The 25656-nt window shown below is 37.1% G+C and carries 14 protein-coding genes; 3 read left to right on the forward strand and 11 right to left on the reverse strand.

The genetic code is table 11. The features are described from left to right. Positions 1-266 precede the first annotated feature (266 nt). Positions 267-809 (reverse strand): C40 family peptidase, encoded by a 543-nt coding sequence (locus ACQKIH_RS01940; RefSeq protein WP_057984447.1) that lies wholly within the window; start codon positions 807-809, stop codon positions 267-269. A 351-nt stretch (positions 810-1160) separates the two neighbouring features. Continuing rightward, positions 1161-2084: a C40 family peptidase gene (locus tag ACQKIH_RS01945; protein ID WP_427763129.1), complete on the reverse strand. Its 924-nt coding sequence runs from the start codon at positions 2082-2084 to the stop codon at positions 1161-1163. 297 nt (positions 2085-2381) lie between these two features. Here ACQKIH_RS01945 and brnQ point away from each other — a divergent pair, with 297 nt between their 5' ends. Continuing rightward, on the forward strand, positions 2382-3701 hold the full coding sequence (gene brnQ, locus ACQKIH_RS01950; RefSeq protein ID WP_427763130.1) for a branched-chain amino acid transport system II carrier protein: 1320 nt from the start codon (positions 2382-2384) through the stop codon (positions 3699-3701). 158 nt (positions 3702-3859) lie between these two features. After that, complete coding sequence (locus tag ACQKIH_RS01955; RefSeq protein WP_427763131.1) at positions 3860-5230, forward strand: S41 family peptidase; 1371 nt, start codon at positions 3860-3862, stop codon at positions 5228-5230. A 45-nt stretch (positions 5231-5275) separates the two neighbouring features. Here ACQKIH_RS01955 and ACQKIH_RS01960 read toward each other — a convergent pair whose 3' ends face one another. Further along, entirely contained in the window at positions 5276-5869 is a 594-nt protein-coding gene (locus tag ACQKIH_RS01960) for a TetR/AcrR family transcriptional regulator (RefSeq protein ID WP_427763132.1), read from the reverse strand. Between the two features lie 332 nt (positions 5870-6201). On the opposite strand from ACQKIH_RS01960, the gene ACQKIH_RS01965 reads away from it, so the two are divergent. Further along, positions 6202-8235 (forward strand): S-layer homology domain-containing protein, encoded by a 2034-nt coding sequence (locus ACQKIH_RS01965; RefSeq protein ID WP_427763133.1) that lies wholly within the window; start codon positions 6202-6204, stop codon positions 8233-8235. A gap of 153 nt (positions 8236-8388) precedes the next feature. Here the strand turns inward: ACQKIH_RS01965 and ACQKIH_RS01970 are convergent, their stop codons facing one another. From ACQKIH_RS01970 to ACQKIH_RS02005, 8 genes are all read right to left on the reverse strand, one after another. After that, positions 8389-9303, reverse strand: a complete 915-nt coding sequence (locus ACQKIH_RS01970; protein ID WP_427763135.1) for a C40 family peptidase — start codon at positions 9301-9303, stop codon at positions 8389-8391. 358 nt (positions 9304-9661) lie between these two features. Further along, positions 9662-12793: a hypothetical protein gene (locus ACQKIH_RS01975; protein WP_427763136.1), complete on the reverse strand. Its 3132-nt coding sequence runs from the start codon at positions 12791-12793 to the stop codon at positions 9662-9664. A gap of 302 nt (positions 12794-13095) precedes the next feature. Next, positions 13096-14898 (reverse strand): N-acetylmuramoyl-L-alanine amidase, encoded by a 1803-nt coding sequence (locus ACQKIH_RS01980; protein ID WP_427763138.1) that lies wholly within the window; start codon positions 14896-14898, stop codon positions 13096-13098. Between the two features lie 104 nt (positions 14899-15002). Further along, positions 15003-16085, reverse strand: coding sequence for a CAP and S-layer homology domain-containing protein (locus ACQKIH_RS01985; RefSeq protein ID WP_427763140.1), 1083 nt, complete (start codon positions 16083-16085; stop codon positions 15003-15005). Between the two features lie 332 nt (positions 16086-16417). Beyond that, positions 16418-18913, reverse strand: a complete 2496-nt coding sequence (locus ACQKIH_RS01990; protein WP_427763142.1) for an S-layer homology domain-containing protein — start codon at positions 18911-18913, stop codon at positions 16418-16420. A gap of 197 nt (positions 18914-19110) precedes the next feature. Continuing rightward, positions 19111-21153: a stalk domain-containing protein gene (locus tag ACQKIH_RS01995; RefSeq protein WP_427763144.1), complete on the reverse strand. Its 2043-nt coding sequence runs from the start codon at positions 21151-21153 to the stop codon at positions 19111-19113. A 119-nt stretch (positions 21154-21272) separates the two neighbouring features. Beyond that, complete coding sequence (locus ACQKIH_RS02000) at positions 21273-22388, reverse strand: phosphodiester glycosidase family protein (RefSeq protein ID WP_427763145.1); 1116 nt, start codon at positions 22386-22388, stop codon at positions 21273-21275. Positions 22389-22571: 183 nt separating this feature from the next. Further along, positions 22572-25355, reverse strand: coding sequence for an S-layer homology domain-containing protein (locus ACQKIH_RS02005; protein ID WP_427763147.1), 2784 nt, complete (start codon positions 25353-25355; stop codon positions 22572-22574). Between the last annotated feature and the right edge of the window lie 301 nt (positions 25356-25656).

Consider the following 25656-nt stretch of genomic DNA (forward strand, 5'->3'; position numbering starts at 1 on the left):
GTTCTTTTATTATATATGAAAAGAGCGAGGTATTCGACGATTCAATCGTCGAATACCTCGCAAAGTTAAACTATATGGACTTTTTCAGTACCCTCCATTGGATTGATGGGGGCTTTCGCTTTGAGGAATGAAGTGGTGCTGGTTTTTGCGGTTATCCGTCTATTTCGAGTTTTATCCGTCTCTGCCTACAAACAAAAAATCCCCCAGCCTATTTTATAATAGACAGAGAGATTGAACTGTAGTGTTTGTGTATGATGCTATGTATGTTATTCAGCCTCTGGAGTGTTATCTACTGCACTTCCATCATCAGCAAAATCTGTGCCTGGATTGAAGTTTGCAATGCGTTTTGCGCCAACATATTTGTTACCCCAGTAAGCTTTATCATTGATGCTTGTTTTTACAACACCCTTGCTCGTTGAAGCGTGGATGAAGTTTCCAGAACCGATATAAATACCTACGTGTGAAACACCTTTACCAGATGTATTGAAAAATACTAGGTCTCCTGCTTGTAAATCGCTTTTCTTAACTGCTGAACCTTGTCCATACATGCCTGAAGAAGTACGATCTAAAGATGTAATACCTACCTCTTTAAATACTTGGCGTACATAGCCAGAGCAATCAAAGCCTGTTGACGATGTGCCACCGTATGCATAGCGTACACCTAAATATTTTGATGATGCTGATTTCAACTCATCTACTGAGTATGCTGCAGATGCAGAAGCTTTGTTTTCATCAACTGGAGTAAAGAAAAGGATAAATGCCGCAGCCAAAGTAAGTATTGTATTACGAATTATATTAAGATGTTTCATCGTGTTCCCCCAAAAGTTCAATTAGTTTTCTGAAAACTTAACTGTTCTTAGGTTAACACGTGGTTCGACACCGTAACATTACATTTGTGTAACAATACAGTAACACAACCACTTTAATGTAATATTAGCACATTTACTACATATACCCTTTATTTACGCGTTCTAAACCGTTTTTCTTCCAATTTTTTTTTGTTATATTTGTAATATTTTTGCCGTTCCTTACGTTTTTTGTTACATTTGTAATATTACTCGACAAGGAAGTGCTCCATAATCCCCCAATAAATCTATCTTACTAAAAGAAGATACATAGATTCTCAACAAATCGAGGAATTCTACATACCTTCTAATAGTTTACTGCACGTTATTTAGACGCTTGAAAGATACAAAGCGCTCAGCCCAGTATTTTGTTTTTACATTGGCGACAGCGACCCCTTGAGAGCCCGCATGGATAAATTCATCATTACCTATATAAATGCCCATATGTGAAATATTAGGGATAAATGTGTTTTTAAAGAACACTAAATCTCCTGGCACTGGGGTTTGTACCTTTGTAGTATCCTGTTGGAAATACATTAAGCTACTTTTACGCGTCAATTTTACCCCTGCTTGTTGATAGGCATAGTTAACAAATCCACTACAATCAAAGCCCGCCATTGTATTTCCACCATAAACATACGGAACACCTAGCGACTGATTTGCAATATTTAATACTTGATTGTACATTTGCTCTGAAGCAGCATTGACTGAAACAGTAATTTCTCGTTCATTTCCTAACTGCTTGGCAATCGCTTCATCTGATGTTTCTTTAAATTCAATTACTGCCTCCACTTCATCTACACTCGCTTCTTCTTTAGCAGTAAGTTGTTGCATTTTTAACCTTTGTCCCACTTTAATTGCATCAGATTCTAAAGCATTCCACTTTTTCACATCGGAAACTGTCGCATTATATTTCTTAGCAATATTCGTTAAATTATCGCCTTTTGCAACAGTATAATATTGTATTTTATTTGCTGTTGGTTTATTTTCCTTTTCCACTAGATTCCCCGTTGCTTTGTCGGACGTTGCAACGATCAATTTTTGCTCCAAAAAAATGCTGTCATCAGATAGTTTATTCCATTGTTTCAACTGTTGGACCGTCGTATTGTGGGCTGTTGCAATTTTTGTTAAATTATCGCCTTTTTGCACGGTATACGTAGATGCCTCAACATTGGAAGCAACTAAAAATACGGATGTAAATAGTGCACCTGATATTAATGTTTTCCATTTATGCTGCATGATAGGGGGCTCCTTACTATTATATGAAATTTCTTCTATATGCCCATTTTACTGAAAAATATGTCACAAATACAACATGCCATAAGGTCGATTCTACGATACAATTCGAATTATTAGTGTATATTCTAGCATTTGTGAAGTAATTAATAGCGTTCATGTTGAAATCCCAACTTTTGTTATCGGAAAATAATAAACGCACTTTCATTTTTAATACTTTTATGATAGAATAATCAATTGTGATAGGGTTTAAATTTTTTGAAAGTTTTGCATTTTCAAACTAAAAGGAGTTTTATCGAAATGAAGAGCAATACAAATTTTATCCGCGACAATATTGCGGTTGGTTTTATGTTATTCGCTTTATTTTTAGGCGCGGGTAATATCATATTCCCACCACTTTTAGGTCAAATGGCCGGAGAAAATATTTTTGTATCAATGGTTGGTTTTTTAATAACAGGGGTTGGATTACCTCTTTTAGGAATTATCTCCGTAGCAAAAAACGGCGGTGACTTGGAAGTATTAGCAGGCCGTGTGAATCCGTATTTCGGCATCATATTCACTTCAATTGTTTACTTATCAATAGGTCCGTTCTTTGCAATTCCTCGGACAGGCGCTGTTTCTTATTCAATCGGGGTTGCGCCATTCCTTTCAGAAGCTGCACAGAATAGTTGGATTCCATTGTTCTTGACAACACTCGTTTTCTTTGGAATATCATTTTATTTAGCTTCCAATCCAACGAAGCTTGTTGATCGTGTCGGGAAGTTTTTAACACCCGCCCTACTGTTTGTCATTATTTTACTTGCAGCGAAATCCTTCTTAACACCACTGGGCGAAATTGGTGAGTCACAAGGAGCCTACATTAATAATGCATTTGGTGAATCCTTCATCCAAGGCTATTTAACGATGGACGTGCTCGCATCACTCGTATTCGGGATCGTTATTGTACAAGCACTTGCATCACGCGGGATTACACAAAAAGCACAGCAAATTAAAATTACCATTTTTGCTGGTATTGTTGCTGCATTAGGCTTAGCATTTGTTTATGTTTCACTCGGTTATTTGGGTGTAACAAGTGTTGATGCAATCGGCTTCCATGATGATGGTGGTGCGATTATTTCGTTAGCAGCTAATGCTCTTTATGGAAGTTTTGGTAACATTATTTTATCTGCTACAATTATTTTAGCTTGCTTAACCACATCGGTAGGTTTATTTTCAGCGAACGCAACATTTTTCCATAAAATTTTCCCGAAAGTTTCTTACAAAACTTACTTAGTCGTTTTCGCGTTATTTAGTTTTGCTGTATCCAATTTCGGATTATCTAATTTAATCAATATTTCGTTACCAGTTTTAGTAGCGATTTATCCGATTGCGATTGTATTAATGATTTTTGCAATGTTCGGTAACCTATTCAATCATGCACCGAGCGTTTATGGCGTCGCACTGATTTTCACGGGTGTTGTTGCTTTATATGATGGTATCAAACAAACAGGTGTAACGATTCCTGCCTATGAAAACTTCCTATCTATCTTCCCGTTTTACGAACAAGGGATTGCTTGGGTAGTTCCTGCATTAGTCGGCGGTGTGATTGGCTACATTATTCACATTGCAAAACGTAAATAGAAAGCTAACTTGAAAAGGGTGTTGAGTATAAATTACTCGGCGCCCTTTTTGTTAAAATGTTTGAATCGTGATTATTTGTGCAATGGTAGTAAAAGGCATATTATAATAGATAGGTTATCCATTAAAATGCTCATAGCAGGAAATTTTGAGGTGAGATTATGTTAAAAAGACAGCTTTCTGCACTATTATTTTTCATTTTACTTTTCACAATCCCTTTCACGACCTTGGCAAGCCCGTTAGAAGAAGCTAAACAAACGGTGAAGGATCTTTATGTCGGGGATATTCACGGCAATGTGGACAATGCTACTTCTATTGAAGCACTTGTAGATATGCTTGATCCCTATTCAGGCTATTTCACAGAAGATGAATTTGAAGAATACATTAATGCCGTTGATTTAACGTCTGTAGGAATTGGTATAGTCATCGAAAAAGTAAATACAGGCATTTTGATTACTCAATTAATTGACGGTGGTAGTGCTAAAAAAGCTGGGCTTATTGTCGGGGATATTATTACTGCGGTGGACGGTACTTCTACTGTTTCAATGACAATTGAGCAAGCAAGCGCTCTGATTAAAGGGAAAGAAAATACAAAAGTGGCGGTAACCATTTTGCGTGAAGACGGGACAATTTTGAAAAATACACTCGTTCGTAATGCCTTCTCGTTACCAAATGTTACGACAGAACTGCTTTATGGAAAGGTTGGCTATATTTCTTTAAGTTCTTTCTCAAACGATACGGCTTCCCTAATTTCAAAAGCGATTACGACATTAAAAAAACAAGGTGCGCAGTCGTTTATTTTAGATTTACAAAATAACGGTGGCGGTTATGTTACAGCAGCCGAGCAATTAATCGGGATGTTCCCAAACACGAAAGATGCTTATAAATTACAAGAATCTACAGGCATATCCAATGTACGCGCACTTCAGCAAGCAGTGAAATTCCCTGCGAATACGAAAGTGCTCATCAACCAGTTAAGTGCTAGTTCTTCTGAAATGACTGCTGCTGCATTGCTAGATCAAAAAGCAGCAACTTTATACGGTCAAAAAACATATGGTAAAGGCTCCATGCAAGCATTTTATGAGCTATCAGATGGCGGCATTTTAAAGCTAACAATTGGTCATTTCCTCGGTCCTGCTAATACGGTGATTAATAATGTAGGGATAAAGCCAAATATTGCAACAACAGGAAATCCATTATTCCAGGCACATTATGATGCAATGACTTCTAAGCTTTCCGGTTACAAAGAACAAACAGGCCTAAAAAATGTAACAGCGGGAAATCCTTTTACAGTAAATTTCACTAAGCCTGTCGCTAACAAAATTAACACTTCTTCAGTGGAATTAGTCGAGCTTGGTGGTCAAGTCGTCCAAGCAACCATCACAAAGCAGCGCAATCAATTACTTGTCACACCCGCTCAACCTTTAAAGGCAGGGAAAGATTATGCGCTAATTGTACATCCAAAAAACAAAAATAGTAATGGGCAAACATTACAACAAGGCATTTATTTACCAATTCAAGTCGCTAAATAAATAAAAAACTGCGCAACTTCCTTAGATGGAGGTTGCGCAGCTTTTTTATCGTACTAATTTGCGTGAATCTGAAAAATAAATATGAGAAATCTCTTCTGCAAGCTGTTGTGGATTGGATTTGTATGTCAGTAAATTTGTTCGTGTTAAGCGCTCTATCGAACCAACCAAACTCTCCGCTAATACATGCGAATCCACACGCTGCGTAACATCATAATCTTGGCACTCTGTCTCAATAACATTCACCAAGTTCATGACAAATCGATCCTTCAGCGCTAGGGATTGCTCTGTCTCATAGAAACCTATTTTCGTTAAATTTGGATTCTCAATGAAATACTCAAAAATTTGCTTTAAGTGCTCTTGAATCATTTGATTTACATCGTTATTTGTCATCATATGTACAGGATTGTTTGAAAAAATTTGGTTCAGACCATTTTGAAACTTTTCATTTAAATCATTGAATAATGATTCTTTACTTTGAAAGTACAAATAAAACGTCGGCTGTGTTAAATCGGCCGCCTTAACAATATCACTAATTTTCGTTTGATGATATCCATATGTTGAAAATAGTTCAACTGCCTTCTCCAACAATAATTGTTTGCTTCTTTCTCCATTTGAATTCACTTTGCGTCCTCTTGCCATACTTCTCCACCCTTATCTCTCTATATTTAGATGTTTAGTACTTTATAATTACCAAATATTTCACATTTATTATATATTAATTATCTTTCAAAATAAAGCTATCTATCATAAATATAACATTATCTTTTAAATTTAGTAGTTCATTTATAATATTTATAAGTATCATTATAAAATCCCATATATTTCTCCGCAGTTCAAATCGCCCACGCAAGAAAGATTGACTTAAGGATAAGGTTACATTTGTATGACATTCCTTTTAAGATTGCGGTTTCTTCTATTATTCAACTGAATTAATTGCTAAAATGTTAATAGATTGAAAGGAGTGTGAATTTGTGTTCAAAAAAATATTCGGACTTGCGATCGCAGCAACGCTTTTCTTGTCCATTTCTACACAATCGAAAACGTATGCAAATGATATACAAGGACATTTAATGGTCCATGAGCTTACATATTGGGCAAATTTAGACGTCATTCGCCCAGATGCAAAGGGGAATTACAATCCAAACCGCGCCGTAACTCGTGGGGAATTCGCTTCTTACATTACGCGTGCACTGAATTTACCAGTCTCTACTGTACATGTGTTTAAAGATTTAAAGCCTGGTGAGGATCGTACACTTGAAATTCAAGCGGCTGCTGGCTCAAATATTTTAAGCGGCTATCCTGATGGTACTTTCCGTCCAAATGAAAAGATTACCCGTCAGCATATGGCTGCACTTTTACAAAGAGCGTTAAATTACTCGAACGTCCCGCTATCTGGGGCACCGCTCACGTTTAAGGATAATAATAAAATTGATGAGCAATTCAAGTCAGCTGTAGCAACGAGTGTATACTACAATATTATTCGTGGCTCACAAACATCGAAGGGAATTATTTTCGATCCACAAGGGTCATCAACAATCGCTCATGCCTCTGCATTTTTATATCGTATGAACGCAACGATTGAGCAGTACGCTCCAGGAGCAGATGAAGATAACGAAGGAAATCAAGGTGAAACAGAAGTACCACCAACTGCACCACCGACAAATCCAAGCAGTTACTATATCGCAAAATTATCAAATGGAGAGATCACAAAAAATCCAACTGTTTACTTCAATTACGAACAAGCAGAATCGGCACTAAAAGGCGCTTCCGCACAACTGATTTTTAAAGGTGATAAAATCGTCCATATGCCAAGCGGAATTGCATCTGCGGCTGATACAGCTGCTAATACTGTAACGATTTATGCAGATAAAGAGTTTAAAACGCAGTTAACTTATGCAGTAGAAGGTTCAGAGCTAAAGTATTATAGCAACACTGAAGACTATGCCATCGTTCAACTTGCTGATACGAAAGGCTATGCAAAAATGAATGAGGTGACATTAACACCAACAAGCTTAATTAAAGGGAACAATGAATATTTTGTAGAGGGCGGTTTTTTAACGCATCGAACGTACAACCATGTAACACAAAAAAGTTATGGGGTTTATGTTGTTGGTGAGGCACCAGCCTTTATGAAACCTGGCACAAACTATTATAGCCAAGACGGGGTTAACTTTTATAGCGATGTGTTATTAACGAAAAAAGTCGGCACACATTATCCTTATTTCCAATTTACTTCTCTACGTCAGCATTCAAACTATACAGCTGAAGAGTTAGATACGATGATTATGACAATACTTGCAGAACGACAAGCAACTGGACAAGTGCGCTATGCGAATGCAACGACTGAATCTCGCTTAATTGGAATGGGCGCATTATTAAAACAAGTAGAAGCTTCTCATAATGTCAACGCGCTGTTCATTTTAGCGGCCTCAATGCATGAGGGCGATTACGGAATTAGCGTCAATTCGTTAGAGAAAAACAATATTTTCGGCATTAAAGTGTATGACTCAGATACGACATTAGGCACTGCTTACCCAAGCCGTGATGAAAGCGTCATGGCGTTTTTAAATCAATATGTTAATTTAAACTATGCACCACAATCAGGTAAGTTCGCGAAAGGCGTGGCTCCTGGTAACAAAACAGCCGGAATGAACGTCCACTATGCATCTGATCCATTCTGGGGTAGTAAAATTGCCGGACATATGTACCGCATGGACAATCGTTTCGGTCAAAAAGATTACAATCAAGTAAAACGTGCATTCGTTGCCAATAACGGGGATTTAGTCAATGCGCGTGCAGAAGCGTCTGCAACTTCTACTAAACTATTTACGTATCAGTCAAAAAATGTTGGGGAAACCGCTGTATTTGGCTATCCTGTTGCCATTGTAGAGGAAATGACAGGCGATGATGGCTACGTATGGTACAAGCTTTTATCTGACGAAGTTCCACCATCGCAATACGTTTGGGTTCGCTCAGATTTGGTGAAAGTAATTCCGAATAACTAACTTTTTAATGACTATGAAAAAGCACCTGAGCCGCGAATTGCGACTTAGGTGCTTTTATTCGGTTTGGCTTCTACTGGAGTCATTAGCGTCCAGAATTTTTGCGGTTATCCATCTATCTCGTAAATAACCTACAAGTTCCCAATTCCTACTAACTTATTGAACTCGGTTAATAAATGTTGCTAAATCATTTAGTTTTACGTGATCATTAATGCCGAATGTACCATCACCTTTACCTAATGTGATGCCGTTTGATGCTAAAATAGAAATATCATTTGAAGCATAGTGAGATTTCGAAACATCCGTAAATGTCACAAAGTCACCCTTTTGCTCTAAGTTAAACGCAGCAACTAACACTTTCGCTAATTGCGCACGTGTAAACGGTGAAGCTGGATTGAATTTCCCGCTTTCATCACCTGTAAATACACCTATTTTATGTAATGCCGTTACTGCACCCGCATATTTTGAAGTTGATTTAACATCTGCAAATGGTGTGTTTTTATCCGATGTATCTAGCCCTAACGCTTCTACTAGCTGGATTGCAACTTCACCGCGAGATGCATAAACTGAAAAATCAATCGTTGCATCTTTTACTTCTCCTGTTGATGCGACTACTTTACTAGCGTCAAAACTAGCAACACGTTTTGCACCGATATAGCGCTTTGCCCAATAAGATGAATTAAATTTTGCAACCGTTACACCTGTGCTTGTCCCTGCATGAATGAATTCGTTATTACCTAAATAAATTCCTACATGTGAAACACCACCAGTTGTATTAAAGAACACTAAGTCCCCCGATTTTAAATTAGCTTTTGAAACGGCTGTTCCTTGTTTATACTGCTCAGCAGCTGTACGGTCTAAGTTATGGCCTAGTTTGTTAAAAACGATACTCGTATACCCTGAACAGTCTAGCCCTTTAGCTGTAGTTCCCCCGTATACGTATGGTACCCCAATATATTGATGTGCTACTTTTGATAATTCTGAAGTTGATGCTGCTTGAGCTGTATTTGTATCCGTCCCTGCAAAAATCATAAATGCTGCAAAGATCGGTAATAAAATTCTTTTTTTCACGATTCAATGAAACTCCCTTCGAAGATCCGGCTTTAAATTATTTCGGCTGAAACAATTTAACCTACAAATAGAGTATCATATATTTTCGTGCTATAATTTTTCACTTATGTAACAGTTCATCAAAAGTTACACCTAAAACAAAAGTTAGCTATTTAACTCGATAAAGAGATTATAAACAACATTAAATACAAAATATCAACCACTCAATTCCTTGGCGTAATATTGTTGTAACACAAAATGCATATTTAACCATTTTTATCGGATAATAAGTATTAAATTGGATAATAGATTTATTATCTAGGAGCATTTAACGCATTAGAAAACGCCGCCTCCTAGTGGAAGCGGCGTACCAAAATTATTATAACCCTAATTCAAATACATAATTTTGCAATAAATTATAATTGGCAATGAGCATTTTTTGCTCTTCTGCTAGCTTTTCATATGCTTTCAATGCCGATATTGTTTTGGATTCGAACGTGCGCAAACTTGGATCGATGTCCTCAATCTGCTTCATTACGGATTTGGCTACTTTAATATCTTGTTCAGCTTGCTTTAAAATATCATAGTTTTGGACTTGGCGCTTTGAATCAGATGGTAGTTCCTTGTACGCTGCCGCTGCCTTTTCTACATCCTCAACATAGGAGCTTGAGTTTCTTGATAAAGAGGCAATAATAGTGATTACTTTTTGAATTTCAGTCACGTCTAATTGCGATTCTTGTAATTTATAAAAGTTTGTCACTTTTAACTTTTCATCATTTGATAGACGGTCATATGCTAATTTCGCGGCTTCCAAGTTACCCAGGTAATATTTGTCACTTGGCTTTAACTTGTCAATTAACTCATACACATAAATAACATTCGATAAGTTCGAATATTTATCGATATTTGTTACGTACCTTTGTTGCTTCGAATCTAGCTTTTTCATTGCTGAATTCACTTTATCAAATTGGCGACTTAAATCGTTACGTGAATTACTTAAGCCTTCAATTGCATCAATCGCGACTTCTACTGGCTTAATATATTTTTCTTGTGCTTTTAACTCATCGATTAATGTTACTGCTTTTTTATTCGTAGAACTTAATGCTTTATATGCTTGGCTCGCTTCTTTTACCTTTGTAATAAATTCGTTCGGTGAAACTGAATTTAAAGCGCGAATTAATGCATCAACCGTTGCTCCCCCTGTTACATTCAGTTCATGGTCAGTTAATACGGATATATTCGAAATTTTTGCTTGCTGGTCAGCTGGCAATGCATTGTACAACGCTCGAGCCGCTTGCGTATCTGCTACAAACGTTTTACTCGACGTTTTAATGTTATTAATTGCATTCATTACATTGTATATAACTTTTAGTTCGCCCGTTAATTTTGCACTGTTTAGTAATAAACCGCGCTCTGCTTGCGTCAGCTTTTCATAAGCCTTTTCCGCACTCTTATATTTTGAAATAAAGGTACGTGCATTTGAAGGATCCAGCAATAAAATGCTCGCATCTAATGTTAAAACAGGCTTTAATGAACGTTCACGAGTCGTTAAATCTTTGTAGTTCGTTACAAGTTTTTGCTGTGACTTATCAAGTGCATTATACGCATTGCGCGCCGCTGTCAACTTCACGATATAGTCTTCCGCTGTTGGAATCGCTTCTTGAATTAATGCTACGACTTGTTCTGCACTTGTCATATTGTCTTCTGCAATCGTTAATTTTGAATAATTATGAACTAATGCTTGTTCATCTGGTGTAAGGGCATCGTATTCTGCACGAATTGCCGCTGTTTCCGCATAATACGTTTTACCACCCACTTTTAACTTATCAATACGATCAATTAAGCTCGCGATTTTTAGAACAGGCTGTAATTTTGAAGCATGATTATACACATTATCCTTTTGCTTCTGTGTCAGCTTTTGGTAAGCCTTTTCAGCAGCAATAACTTTTTTAGTATATGTTTTATCTATATTGGCTGGTAACTTCTCAATTAATGTAAACACTTTTAATGATGCTTTATAGTCCTTTTCGAAAGCCTTTAATAATGCTGCATTCGTTACACTGCGTTTCGCTGTTGAATCCATCGCCTTATATTCTGCTGTTAGTTTAGCCAACTCATCCATGAAAGCCTGTCCTGTTTGTGAGCTAAGTGCGTTAATTCTTTCTACCATCGTATGCGCAGAAGCGAGAATTTTTTGGAAGTTCTCCAATTTTGGACCGTATTCTTTTAGTAAACGTTCTTTTGCATTCGTTGGTACATCTACAGGAGACACGCCTGCTGTTAATGTTTTAAACTTTTGATCAGCAGTTGATACCTTGTCGCGGAAATCCTTTGCCGATGAACTGATGGCATCAATGTCTAGCATTAACTGAGCAACCTGAAGACTCTCTTGTAAAACAGGATAATTATTTACTGTTAGCTTAAGGTTTGCTGATAATTTCTCGTATGCTACATTAGCTGCTATTACCTTTTTAGCAAAATCCTTCGCGCCAAAATCAAGGTTTCCAATTAAAGTCACTACAGTTAATGCGGATTTATATTGACTCTCTAATGTAGTTATATGTGCACTATATTTCACTAATTTTTTCCCATTTGATGAAAGTGCGTTAAAATCTTTTCTGACTTCTGCTAACACTACCAGATCAACTGCGACTTGCATTGCTATAATTCGCTTGTCAATTGATATGGCCATATCTTTTTCACTGACTAAATCTTTAAGTTTTGCGTCCAATATTTTTTTCATGTTTTCTAAACCAATATCACTTGAACTCTTCCATGTAGCAAGGTTCGTGTTTGCAGTTTCTAAATCTTTTACATACGTTGCATTCGAGGTATTCAAAGCCATTATTGCTGCAGCGATTTCCATGTATGGTTTGAGCTCATCTAAACGAGCAATATTTGTAACTAACGGCTGATCAGTTGGAGACAAATCATCATAGCCTTTAACCGCTTTTTTTGTACTTGCAATAAAGTTCGGAATATCTTTTTCTGTAAATGTAACTGTTGAAATATCATTAATTTGCTTCATGACAGCCGCTGCAGAAATATTGGATTTTTCCCATGCAGCGAGTTTCTCTACATACTCTTTAAGTACATATTTTGGACCATTCACCGACAATGCGGTATAGTCATTGCGCGCTTCTGCTACAACTGTATTTGCATTGGTGCTATCGATGGCTTTAATTTTCTCCTCGACTAATTTCGCCTTGAGGATGCCATCTTCCATTTCTTTTAGCTTTTCCAAATAAGTTACTAAATCCTTCGTTTCCGAATCCACTAGATTACCGTACGCAGTTCGTGCATCAGATACTTTATCACGAAACTCTGCTGAATTTGCTGTCATTTTAGCTAAACTTTCAATCTTATTTATCACTTCCAATGCAGCTTCATTACCCGTTACTGCCTCATAATTCTCCACCAAAGATTTTTGGGAATCATCGAAGGCATGTGCAACTGCTCCTGGTACTAATAACATCCCTGTTAAAACACCGATTTGTACATTCTTTTTCATCGTGTCATTCCTCTCTACTTATGTATCCGAACATTTTTCTTAATTTTATCGAATGTCACGAATTTAATTTTGCGACTACACAAAGCTGAATCCGAACGTAATTATACCTAAGCACAATTAACCTACTATCTCTTACTACTAATATCGGCCTAGAGCACTATTATTCAAGTAAATTTATCATTAAGTAAGTCGCAATAAGGTGTATTAAGATACGTTTTTCTGTAAAATTTCAAAAAGTCACCTTACAATATCTACAAAAAAAGTCACCCTCTCAAAATAAAATGAATAGGCGACTTTTAAAGTTAATTTCTTCCGTAATACTCTACAATCCCATTATAAATAGATTGCGCATAGGCTTCTATATGCTCATCACTTAGTAGTTTTGCACGATCTTCTGCATTACTTACAAATCCAAGCTCCACAAGAACTGCTGGAATTTTTAAATTCTTAATGACAACAAAATCTGCACGCTTTACACCACGATTAGACATACCAACATTTTTAACGATTTCGTTATTAATATTCGTTGCTAACACGAGATCCTCTTTTTCGTTTTCATTTGATGTAACGCTATAATACGTTTCCGTCCCTTTTGCAGAAGTATTCGTTGCCGAATTGGCATGGATACTTACAAACATTTCACCATATTTATCCGTTGCAAATTTATGGCGATCATCAAGTGACGGATATGTATCCCCTTGACGCGTCATCAACACAGACGCACCATCTGCTTCTAATTTTTGTTTCACTAATTGACTGACTTTAAATACGATCGTTTTTTCAACTGCCTGACCACCTATTGTTCCAGGGTCTTTTCCGCCATGACCTGGATCGATAATAATAACGCGATCTTTTACTGGGTTTTCCGTCGTATTTTTTAAACGGATAAATCGTTTATCCACATAACCTACCGTACCTTGATAATCAATTTCTACCCAATGACCTGCAAATGATAATACATTAACGCTCGTACCTCGATCAATTTTTCCGAGTGAAGTAGCGCTTGCTGAATCACTTTCTCGGATATTTAAACCATTTACCGTTGCAATGGCAATTGTCTCCGTTTGCGTTGTCGGAATTTCACTTGGTTGTTCTGTTGGTTGTTCCGGTGTTACATCAGTCGGTTCATCCGGTATTTCTTCCACGGGCTTTTCCGGTTTTATTTCAGTTGGCTTTTCTGGCTTAATTTCAACTGGTGTTTCTGGTGTTTCTTCAACAAGTTCTTGCTCTGTTTTTGTAAATTCTTTCGCTACAAATGCGTATTGACCGTTGTAAGCAATTTTTAACCAGTATCCTTGCTCTTCAAATACAGAAAGTTCCTTACCTGTATTTACCTTGCCTAAAATATTCGTTGCATTGGCAGTTGAAGCACTTGAACGGACATTTAAATTATCCACCGATACGAATACTTTGCCGATCGCATCCGATTCATTCGGAACGCGGACTCCTTGAACAGGAAGGTCGAGACGATACTTATCCGATGACGCACGTGCAACAAATGACGAAAACTGCGCGCGTGTCACAGGATCCTTCGCACTATACTTCGTTGCATTGGCTGTCCCGTTCGTTATTCCATTATAGTAAATCGCTGCAATATATTTATAGTAAGGGTCATTTGCTGCGACATCATTAAACGGTAACGTTAATTTTTCGGTTTGCTCGATATTTAATTTGAATGCCATCGCTAATACTTTACTCATTTCATTACGAGTAAGTGGCGTTTTCGGTTCGAATTTCCCAGGCGAGTATTCGCTAAAATAGCCTAGCTGAACTGCACGCTCCACATACCCTGACAATGCAGCACTTTTCTTTAAATCGATATCCGAAAATGTTGATTTTTTTACGACTAATGGCTTTTCACCAGTCGCTACAACGACCATCTTAGCAGCCTGTCCACGCGTTACTGAATCAGATGGCTTGAATACTCGTTTACCATTTTCGATCGAACCTTCTAAAACGCCTAATTCGATTAAGTAGTGAATTTCACCATAGGCCGGATGCGATGAAGAAAGATCCGTGAAAGTAATGGATGCTTGTGCATTTTGAACATTAAACAATGAAAATACGAGAAGTACTAATAGAAAGCTAATTTTTTTAATCGACACGCATTTAACCTCCCTGAGCAAATTATTACTTTATATTTTATCAAATAATTCCAATATTTACACTAGATTTGGATAGATTCACCTTATTTATCCGATAAAATACCCTATTTTTTCGCAAATAAGTTGACGATATACAAGTTGCCATCATTCGCTCGCTTTACACCGATACCAGTTGTCGTATAGTGCGCATTTAATAAATTTTCACGATGGGTTGGTGATGCAAGCCAAGCATCGACCGTTTGCTTAGGTGTTTTATAGTTTCGTGCTAAATTTTCACCAAAGCTTACATATTCATAATCAAAAAGAGTCGCCATATCCCAAGGGTCCCCGTAAAAAGGCGATGTGTGGTCAAAATAACCACGCTTTATCATGTCTTGCGCTTTAATAATGGCGAGCTGACTTAATGCTGGATCTTGCGCAAGTGCATTTAATCCTTTGCTTACTCGAATTTCATTTATTAGTGCCACCACTTGATTTGACCAACTTTTATGGGCAGTCGTTGTCGAAATATAATCCTTCGCCAAATAGTCGTACACAAGGTTGTAATTACTCAATTGTTTTGTAAAATGAATGCCACGCACCGTTAACGAAGCAAGTTGTGCACGTGTCACATTTGAACGAGGGCTAAATTCCTTCTTTGTAATCCCCTTAATAATCTCGGTATCTGCAAGCGACTCTACATAATCTTTCGCCCAATGATTTTTCGGCATATCTATAAAAGAAGCTTTATTTTTCTGATCGATTTCGATTTGAAAGGCGAGAGTAAGAATTTTAGCAATTTGATCTCGTTGCACAGGCTCCTCTGGTTTGATTTTATTATCGTTTTGGATAACACCTAGTTCCGCCATCTTCTGAATTTCTTTGTAAAACGGATGCGTAGGCGAGAAATCTGTCGCCTTTAATTGAAAGTCCGATTCCAATGAAACCCCTGTCGCGCGGGCAATAACTGCAATCGCCTCTGCACGAGTAACTATCTCATTTGGTTTGATATGTCCATTAGTTGGCGCGTCTAACACACCTATTTCAATTAACTGCACTAAATCTTTTGCAGCCCAATGTGACTTACTTAAATCTTGATAATCATGCGTTGCTGAAACTGTTGGACTTTCGGCATTGACTGGCTCAATCGAAGCAGATTGCCCAAGCATTGCTGTTAAAAGACTAAAAATCGCTATTTTTTTTATCATCATAACCCACCTATTTATGAATAATAACTTCATATTAATGAATTTTACCGTTAAAACTATAACTTAACTCTTAATTACGAGATCCTATGAGAATTTTACTATAGGTACAGAGCGAATTGCGAGTGAATTTTGACACGGTTTCTGTCATTATACAGCAGCGGAATGGTTGTTAATATTATGATTGGCTAGTTAGCGCGGAAGTTTGGCTACTTATCGATAAAATTTGGCTAGTTTCCCCTCAAATTTGGCTAATAAACCTAGCTCCTCTTCCTCTCAAAAAAAACGTACCATTTCGATTTTTAATCAAAATAGTACGCTTTTCATGTAACGCTTTATTTATCTAATACTTTCGATAAAAATGTTGCAAATTCTGCACGAGAAATTTGTTTATCTGGACGGAAAGTATTGTCAGGATAGCCGCCCGTTAATTGATTGCTATAAACGGTTTGAATCGCTTCATATGCCCAATGTGAATTTTTCACATCTTTAAATGGTAATTGCGTTGTCCCTGTTAAATTATACGCACGTTTTAAAATCGTCGCCATTTCCGCGCGTGTTAACTTATCATCTGGACTGAACTTACTTGCTTCGCGCCCTGTAATAATCCCTTTTTCAGACACAGCCGCAATCGCATCATAAGCAAAGTGATTGCTCTTCACGTCTGTAAAGCTTGGGTTTGCCGTTTTAGAAATACCTAATGCACGCGCAATAATTGTCGCTGCCTCTGCACGTGTAATCGTACTGTCTGGCTTAAATGTACCGTTTGGATATCCTTTAACTAATTCTTTCGTGTTCAGAAGTTCAATCGTCGAACTTGCCCAATGCGTAGCTTTCACATCTGTATACATTAACTCTTTATATTTATCATTATAAACCGCTTGTAATTTATCAAAGTACACGACACCACGATTATGATTTGATGCATTCGGTTCCGTTACATAAATGCGGTCAAATTGAATTGGGAATGAAAGGTCTTGTGGAATTGCCGCTGTCACATACTTCCAACCTGTCCAATTAAAGCCGCCCTGCTCTGTAAAGTCCACTGTATGCTTTGTTCCCTGACTATCAATCACGTTCGCGCGTAACCAATGATTGCTCGCATCGCCGTAAACCCATACACCTAATCGCTTCGGTGCACCGGCAATGGCGATTGGTTTATTCGCCGCTGCGTAAACTGCTTTTGTACCTGTATCAGCTGTTGTAAAGTCATACGTTAATTTTAATGAAGATGAACCTTCACGAAATGGCTCCGCTTTCGAAGCATTACCGATTGTTGCCTTCGCTTTTGCCGCGCTCGCAGTCCATGCCGCTGCATTATCAAATGAATCGAGTAAATCAACTGATTCTGGCGCTTTTGTCACCTGCACAGCTACTTCAGAACGTACTCCCTCATAAACTCCTACAATTTTACCAGTACCCACTTTTGTTGCTTTAAATGTATTGCCTTCAATTTGGCCAATACCCCCTTCAACCGTCCATTTCACTTTTTCAGATTGAATGGCAACAGGGTTTAAAAATTCATCATAGCCTGATGTAACGGTTAAATTCGTCGTTGTTTCAATCGCCATTTGTTTGGCAACACCACCAATTGTGATCGCTTTTAACTTGCCTGGAGGTGCCGAGTTAATAACTTGTAACGTTGCAGAAACCCTTCTCTCACTACCACCTGATGGACGATTCACAAGTGACGGTGCTTCCTGTCCTGGATTTCTTACAACCATTGTCGTCGAGCCACCACCGTCTAAATTAATCGCCGAGTGTGCGCCCTTTGAAATTAAATACGATGCTAAATCCGGTAAATTCGTTCCATTACTATGACCTTCTTGACGGCCATCCACCGTAACTAAAAACACCTTTTTACCCGTCGCATCAATCGCTACTGCTGTACGATCGCTTCTTGTTTTCGAAAAACCTTCTGATTGTGGCATCGAAATATTCACTTTGCCATCTTTCACAAGTAATGGACCTGCTGCCAAAATAAATTTCGCATTCATCCATTTTTCATCAATTCCTAAATCCACTTGAATCGGTGCCCCTACTTCAAGGTTTTCAAACTGACTTGCTAGCTCTTTATTTTGAATCGAAATAACAAAGCCATCTGCTGGAACTGCCGAATTACCTGTTTGTCCATATGGCGTAACGCTTTCTACTGTCCCTGTAATGACATCGCCAAAACTTAATGTTTCTGTATTTTTCGATGCACCCGTTACAACAATTTCAAGACCCCAGTTATTCGTGTTCGTTGATGCTTCACTCGCCGTATATAAAACGGTTGCATTCGGAGTTCTTTCATAGTTAATACGATCAATTGTATGTTTCCCACCATTTACTGTGAATGAAACATCTGTCTTATAGTAATCTGCAATCGCTTTACCAGATTGCGAAACGCCAAAAGCTACTGGCTGTTGCGTCGGACTATTCGCTGTTTCACCCAAAATCCCATAATTCACGATGACATTATTATTCACTAATAAATTTAGTGGCGTACCATTTCCCGCAAAATAGGCAGCATTTGTCGCACCTACCACTCGGTGTCCTTCGTAATTATTCGCTTTCGCTATGTTTGTCGTCGTTTTTAATGAATTCATCGGGTCCGGTAAACCGATTTCCAATGATGTGTAGCTATTCGCTAAATCAATATGTAAGTAATTTACTACTTCTTTTAAATCCTTAGATTGATATCTTTCTTGGAAATATGTCACGCCCGGTGAAATCACTTTTTGTTGTGTATCTACTTTCGTATCAAATGCCGCTGATACGTTTGCTGTATGTATGGAAACTTGTAAAAATAACAAGGCCATTCCCATGTATAATATTCTCTTAAACAATTTATTTTCTCCCCTATTTCTATAGATTTCCCTTCAACGAATATATCATAATTCTAGGCGGAAAAGGTTGATTTATTGAAATTGAAATATAAGTCATTCAAATTTAATAACTTTGGTTGGAGAGCATTAAATCACGAAAAAAACATGCAATTTCGACTAAATGCCAAAATCACATGTTTTCTTCACTCAACTTATTCTTATCGTGTTTCCACATATACCGCTACTGGAAGGTTACTGCCGCCAGCATGGATGATTTCTAACTCAATCTTGTCAGATTTTTTTGAAGTTCGTAATACCGGAAGTTGAACAAATTCCTCACCCGGCTTAAGTGTTGGGATTAAGTATGTTTTTCCATTCATTTTAACCGCACCACTGTAAACACCACCACGACCGGCGATTTTTACTAATACATACTTCAGTTTACCAGATGGATTTACAACTGGAATATCTACCTTGTACGTCATACCAAAATGACCTGGATTCCCCACTGTACCATCCATCTTATCCAATGAATTTTCAGCAGTTAATAAATGGTCTGTTTTACCATTTGAAATATTATAACCTACTTGCTCTGTATCCACTGTATATTCCGGTAATGTTACCTTTAACGATGAACTTGGCCATACGCCACGTGGATGTGCCGCATACTGATTAATCGGTACAACTGGTGAATGGATCGATGCTAAGTCTGGATTTTCTTCTAAGCTAATTACTGTACGTACAGTATAGCTACCTGCCCCGCCACTCACTTTTCGTACATCAAAATCATGTGTAAAACCAAGTAAATAACTTATACCAAGTTCATATGAATCAATTACTTTTGTCTCGCCTGGTGCAAGTGTAAATTTCTTTTCTCTCGCATCGGCTAAAGTGTTTGTTAATACGGCATCCGATAACGGTAATCCCACATCAAATGTGCTCCAACTGTTACTCGTAACTTGCGACATCCCTTTTGAATTCGTTATTTCTAGACTCGTATTATCTGATGTATTTTGAATCGTAATGGCAATCGTAGCTCTTTCTCCAAGCTTGTTAATATGCCATCCGTAAACACGGTGTAACTTACTATCTATTAACCCTTGTACTTTATATTCCGATAATGTTTCATTCGCTCTCGAAATACGGTCTGGCGTTAATTCCTCAGGGTTATCACTCACAAGTAATTCGCGATTCCCATCCAATGAAACGTTTTCTACTAATTGTGGAACCTTTAAAAAACCATATGATTTTTCTAAAAAGTCACTCGTCAACATGTAATCATACATTGAAATATACATAGTATTTGACTCGGCTACATAACGGAGCGAGCCACCATTTTTAAATGAATCGATAATAAATTTCACTGGCACATACATTTTCTCACCTTGCATGAATGGCTTTTCAGCACCTGTATACAAGTCATCGTTTATGAAAATATTACTGCTTCCATCTATAAAACTAAAATGCAGACCTGAAATCGTTAATTCTAAACGATCTTTTGCTGTCCACTCTTCATAACTATTTTGAAGATGATCAACAAAATAAGTTGATGGGATATACATACGGCCGCCCTTATTAACAATCGGGTCGTCCATCATAATCTTTTTATTATTCATATATAATATATATTGAATTTGTGGAATTTCCGGAACTTCTGGAGTTTGGTTTTCCTCCCCATCTCCCGTGTCGTTTAATATTACTTCAACAACTTGTTTCTCCTCATCCCAATAAACACTACCATCTGAATTTTCACTTACAAAACGCATCGGAATATACGTGCGGTCTTTATAGACAATCGGCGCAACAGAAACTTGCACTTTATTGCCATTTACTACTGCCGTTTTTGAATTGATCGTTAAATCAACCGTTTGATTATTACGAATACTACTCGCCATTTTCTTTTCTTGGTTCCAATAAACTGTGGCACCAATCGCTTCATAAAAATCTCTCATCGGTAAAAGTAGATGCCCTGAATCATTCAAGATTGGATCCTTAAAAAGAATCTCTTCTCCATTTATAATGATTGTTACATTATTTTTCTCGATTAAATTCTTTTTAACAGTTGTTTTCTTAACGCTAGTTTCTTCAATATTTGCTTTCTCAACAACGTTTTCTTCAACGATTGTTTCAATGCTGTTCTCTTCAACATTTATTGTTTCAATATTGCTTTCTTCAACGATTGTATCTGCGTAACTTAGTTCTGTATTTGTAACATTAAACGTCACAAAGGCTAAAAAAAGTACTGTAAACCATTTTTTCATTGTTCCGTTGCTCCTCACTCGATTTAAAATTCTTTCCCATCATACCATAGCCAATTCAAGAGATGAAATGAATCTGCGCATTTTTGGATTATTTTGGATTAACGAAAAGAATTAACTTTTTATTTGACTATTAACGTAACCGCAATATCGCGACCAGGTGTTGTTACATACTTGCCATTTGCATATAAACCGCTTGATGCACCACCATCAAAATTCATGGCATCAACCGCACCTAATTGTTTCATAATAGAAGCGAGCTGTTGAATTGTTGCACCTGGTGTCGTCACAAATAGTATTTGTAGGTCTTTTGAAATGCCAATGGCACTTCTCGCACCTGGTGAACTTAAAACTTTAGGACTTTTAAATCCTTCTGCTTCCGGATTTAACGTCACAACACCATTCGTTAATAGACGCGGACCGATTTGCAGAGCTTCTTGAATATTACCTTGCTGGAATAATTCCATAAACTGCGCTCCCGGTAAAATGCCTACATCTCCGTCCTTCGTATAATAAAAAACAGAAAACTTAGGATCGAATGGTTTTACGCGCTCACCGTTCATCACAAGTCCGTTATACACTGTGCGGTAACTATTGTTTGTATACGCATCAAAATAATTTCCATTCATAGCGACTACTGCTTGATTTGCTTTGGCAATCGATGTTAACTTATCGACTGAACCTAACTTATTATTTGCTAGTTCCACATGAAGTGATGTATTAGGTGCTAATAAATTGACGGAAACGACATTAACCGAAAGATTTTTCCCGCCAGCGTTGATGCTCTTTTTCTTAACAGACACTTTTGGTTTATTAACAACCGCTTCTTTGTAAGCCGAAATTTTATATGTATTTTCTCCCACTTGATAGGACACTTGTCGATTCACTTGATTCCATGTCATTGGAACATCAAATAAAAACGCCACTTCTCTTACAGGTACATACACGGCATTGTGAACCATTTTTGGCTGTGTATCCATTTGCTTTAACACAATACCATTTTTCTTAATTACTTTACTGCCCATTGTCAAAGTGTAGACTTCATCAATTGTTACAACCTTTTTCTCATTATCCCACTTTACCGGTACAGAAAACGTTTCAGCAACCATGCGTAACGGTACAAGCGTACGATTTGTCCCATCTTCAATTACGCCATACGAACTTGCTTTGGCTTCATACCCCGCTGCACCTAAACTAACTAGTACAGCTAGAAATGCAACGACCATCTTTTTCAACATAATTTATTCTCTCCTTATCTATTGAATCCTTTCATTATAATGCATATTACTAGGATCAACACATAAAATTTGGAAAGTTTACCTCATAAAAAATGGGACTCCTAATCTATAAAAAAGGTTCCGCTTCGGATTTCTCCTAGACGGAACCTTTATTAATTCAATAAGTTAATAATCTAAACGAAATTATTTAACGTCGATTGAAGTGAAGTTTAATTCGTTTGAGTTAACATCTTTAATGTTAATTGTTGAAGCTGGTTTGATTGTGATACCTGCAGTTAAATCTGCTCCAGAAATTGTACCACCAGAAATAGTTAATACAAGTGTAGTTTGTGCTGTTGCTACTGCAGCAGAAACTTTTAGATTTGATTCTTTACCACCAATAAATAGTACGAAATCTTTCTCTTCTCCAGCATCTACATTTGTAACTTTTTCAGAGAATGTTAAGTTGATTTTATCATTTCCGTCTAATTCAGCTTTTGCAACTGTTGGACGTACATTTTCATTTAAGTTAACTGTAGTAATGAATTTATCCATTGTTACTGAAGAACCTAATGCTTTTACATTTTGTACAGTAATGTTACGTGCACCATCAAATGTTAATGAATCTTGTTTAAATTTCAATGTTACTGTTTGTTTACCATTAACTACTGCTGCTAAAGTAGCTGATTGTACTTCTGAGCCGTCAACGATATAGTTTGCAATGTTTGTTGCTGATTCGCCGTCTACTTCACCAGTGAACGTTACAGTTACTGTATCATTTGTTGTTTTAGTAGTTGTTGCAACAACAGAAGGAGCACCTAATTTTGTTACGTTTGAAGCAAGATCTTTACCACGAGTAAATGTTGCTGAGGTTTTAGCAACTTTAATATCTGATAATAAGCTTGTTACTGTATTAGATTCGATATCCAATGTGTATACAGAACCTTCTTCAGTTGCGAAGTCTTTAAGAGCAGCGCGTACTACTTTTTTGTTTGATTTAGTCGCATATTTAACTGCTACATTGTTCTTAGTTACTGAAGTTGAAATAAAGTTTTTATGAGATGTTCCAGTTACATTTACTGTTCCTTCAGTCACTTCTTTATCGAAAGTTAACTCAAGGTATTCAACACCATCAACTGTTACTTTTTCTACAGAAGTTGCTTTTGGCGCTGTAATATCTTCGTTAAATGTAACATTTTTCGTTACATTTTCACCTTCTTGACCAGATAAATCAAAAATGTTGCTTACTACTACTTTTTGAATGCCTTTTAATGCAGTTGTAGTTGTCACTTTATACTCATTTTCTGCAATTTCTTCAATAGAAGTTGCTGCGATAACAGTAGTTCCTACAGTTACTTTTGGCTGAGCTCCTAAATCTTTTGAGAATTTAATAGTGAATGTTTTAGCACCAGTTTGTGTAATTTCAGAAACAGTTGGTAAAATACCATCAAGTGGTAATTTAGTAATTGTTACAGTAGATGGGTTTGGTGATAACAGGTTACCCGCTTTGTCTTTTAAACCGTTAAATGTAGCTGTAATTGGTGTGTTTACTTTGATACCAGCTGCTGCTAAGTCAACGATAACATAAGTAGCACCTTCAGCAATATTAACTGTATCACCTGTAGTTAAATTTGTACCATCAGCGTATTTTAATTTTGCTGTATGTGCTTTAACTGGCTCAGAGAATTTAACTTTTACTTTGTTCGTAGCAATTTGTTCAGTACCAACAATTGTTGGAGCCGTTGTATCTGCTTCGATTGTAACCATTTGTTTGTGCTCTTTAAGCTTTTTACCGTCAGTTGATTTTAAACCTTTAACAGTGAAGTCATAACGTTTTTCTAATTCATGTTGAGTTGTAAGAACTAATGTTTTACCATCTTCACTTAATTCACCAGTGAAAGTACCTGGAGCTTTATCGTCTAAAGATTTAATTGAAACTGTATCATGAGTTGTTGCTAATGCACCTTTAATACCGTTTGCAAATAATGTTTCTTTATTTACAGCTTTAGAGAATTTAATTGCTACTTGAGTTGCGCTAGTTGCAGCAATTGATTCAACTGTTAATTCTTTCGCAGCTTCTTCAACTTTAGCGATTTTTGCTTCTGTTGCTACTACTAATTCTGTTGCAGCGTTAATTGTCGCTTGTGCTTTTGCAGCTTCATCAGCTGTAATTGCTTTTGCTTTTGCTTCTCCAGCTTTTACAGCAGCATCTAATGCAGCTTGTGCTTTCGTAATTGCTGTTTTTGCAGTTGCTACAGCCGCTTTTGTTTCAGCGATTGTTTCGATTTTAACTTCAACTTCTAGAGCTTTAGTTGCTTTTGCTAAGTCAGTTAATGCGTTTGCTAATTCAGCAGCATAATCAACTTCTTCAGCAACGTCAATTGCACGTTTGAACATAACAGCAAACTCTTGACGAGTGATTGAATCATTAGCCGCTAATTTACCGTCTTTACCGTTAATTACGCCGTTTGCTACTGCTGTTGATAAGTACTCTTCAGACCATTTACCTGCTACAGTTTTAGCATCTTTGAATGTAGATAAATCTGCTTCACCTGTTAAACCATAAGCTTCTACGATCATTTTTGCAGCTTCTGCACGAGTTAAGTTTGCTTTAGGAGCAAATAAACCAGCACCAATACCATTTACAATACCTGCATTTGATACTGCAACGATCGGGCCATAGTACCAATCTTTTGCAAATACGTCTTTGAAATCTTCAGTACCTTCTTCAGATAATTCTAAAGCAGCTGTGAACATTTTCGCAGCTTCTCCACGAGTGATGTTACCACGTGGGTTGAATGAACCATCTGGGTTACCACCGATTACTTCTTTTTCTGATAAGAAGTCTACTGCTTCTGTAGCCCAAGGTGCGATTTTATCAGCATCTGTGTAGTTAGCAGCTGATGCTACTGGTACGATTGCTGATGCTACTAATGCTGCTGTAGCAGTTGTTGCGAAAAATTTACGACTTTTGTTAATTTTTGACATGGGAAAATTTCCTCCTAATATGCTTCTTTATACGAATCACCTAAAATAGCGATTACACATAGTTTTATAGTTGAGCCATTACCTTATCGTTCTTCTTATGTATTTAAGAGAATATGACGGGTTAATGATTGCTCTGAAATTACTTATCTATTAAAAGATATTGATAATGCAATTCCAATTGATTATAGCATAGACTACATTACGTTTTTGTTAAAAAAATATTACAACGAATCCAATATTATGATATTTACGAGATATTTAATATAATTAGTGGAAGTGTTGGATTTTTTCTATTACATAT

It is taken from the genome of Solibacillus cecembensis (assembly GCF_050272495.1).
Taxonomy (GTDB): domain Bacteria; phylum Bacillota; class Bacilli; order Bacillales_A; family Planococcaceae; genus Solibacillus; species Solibacillus cecembensis.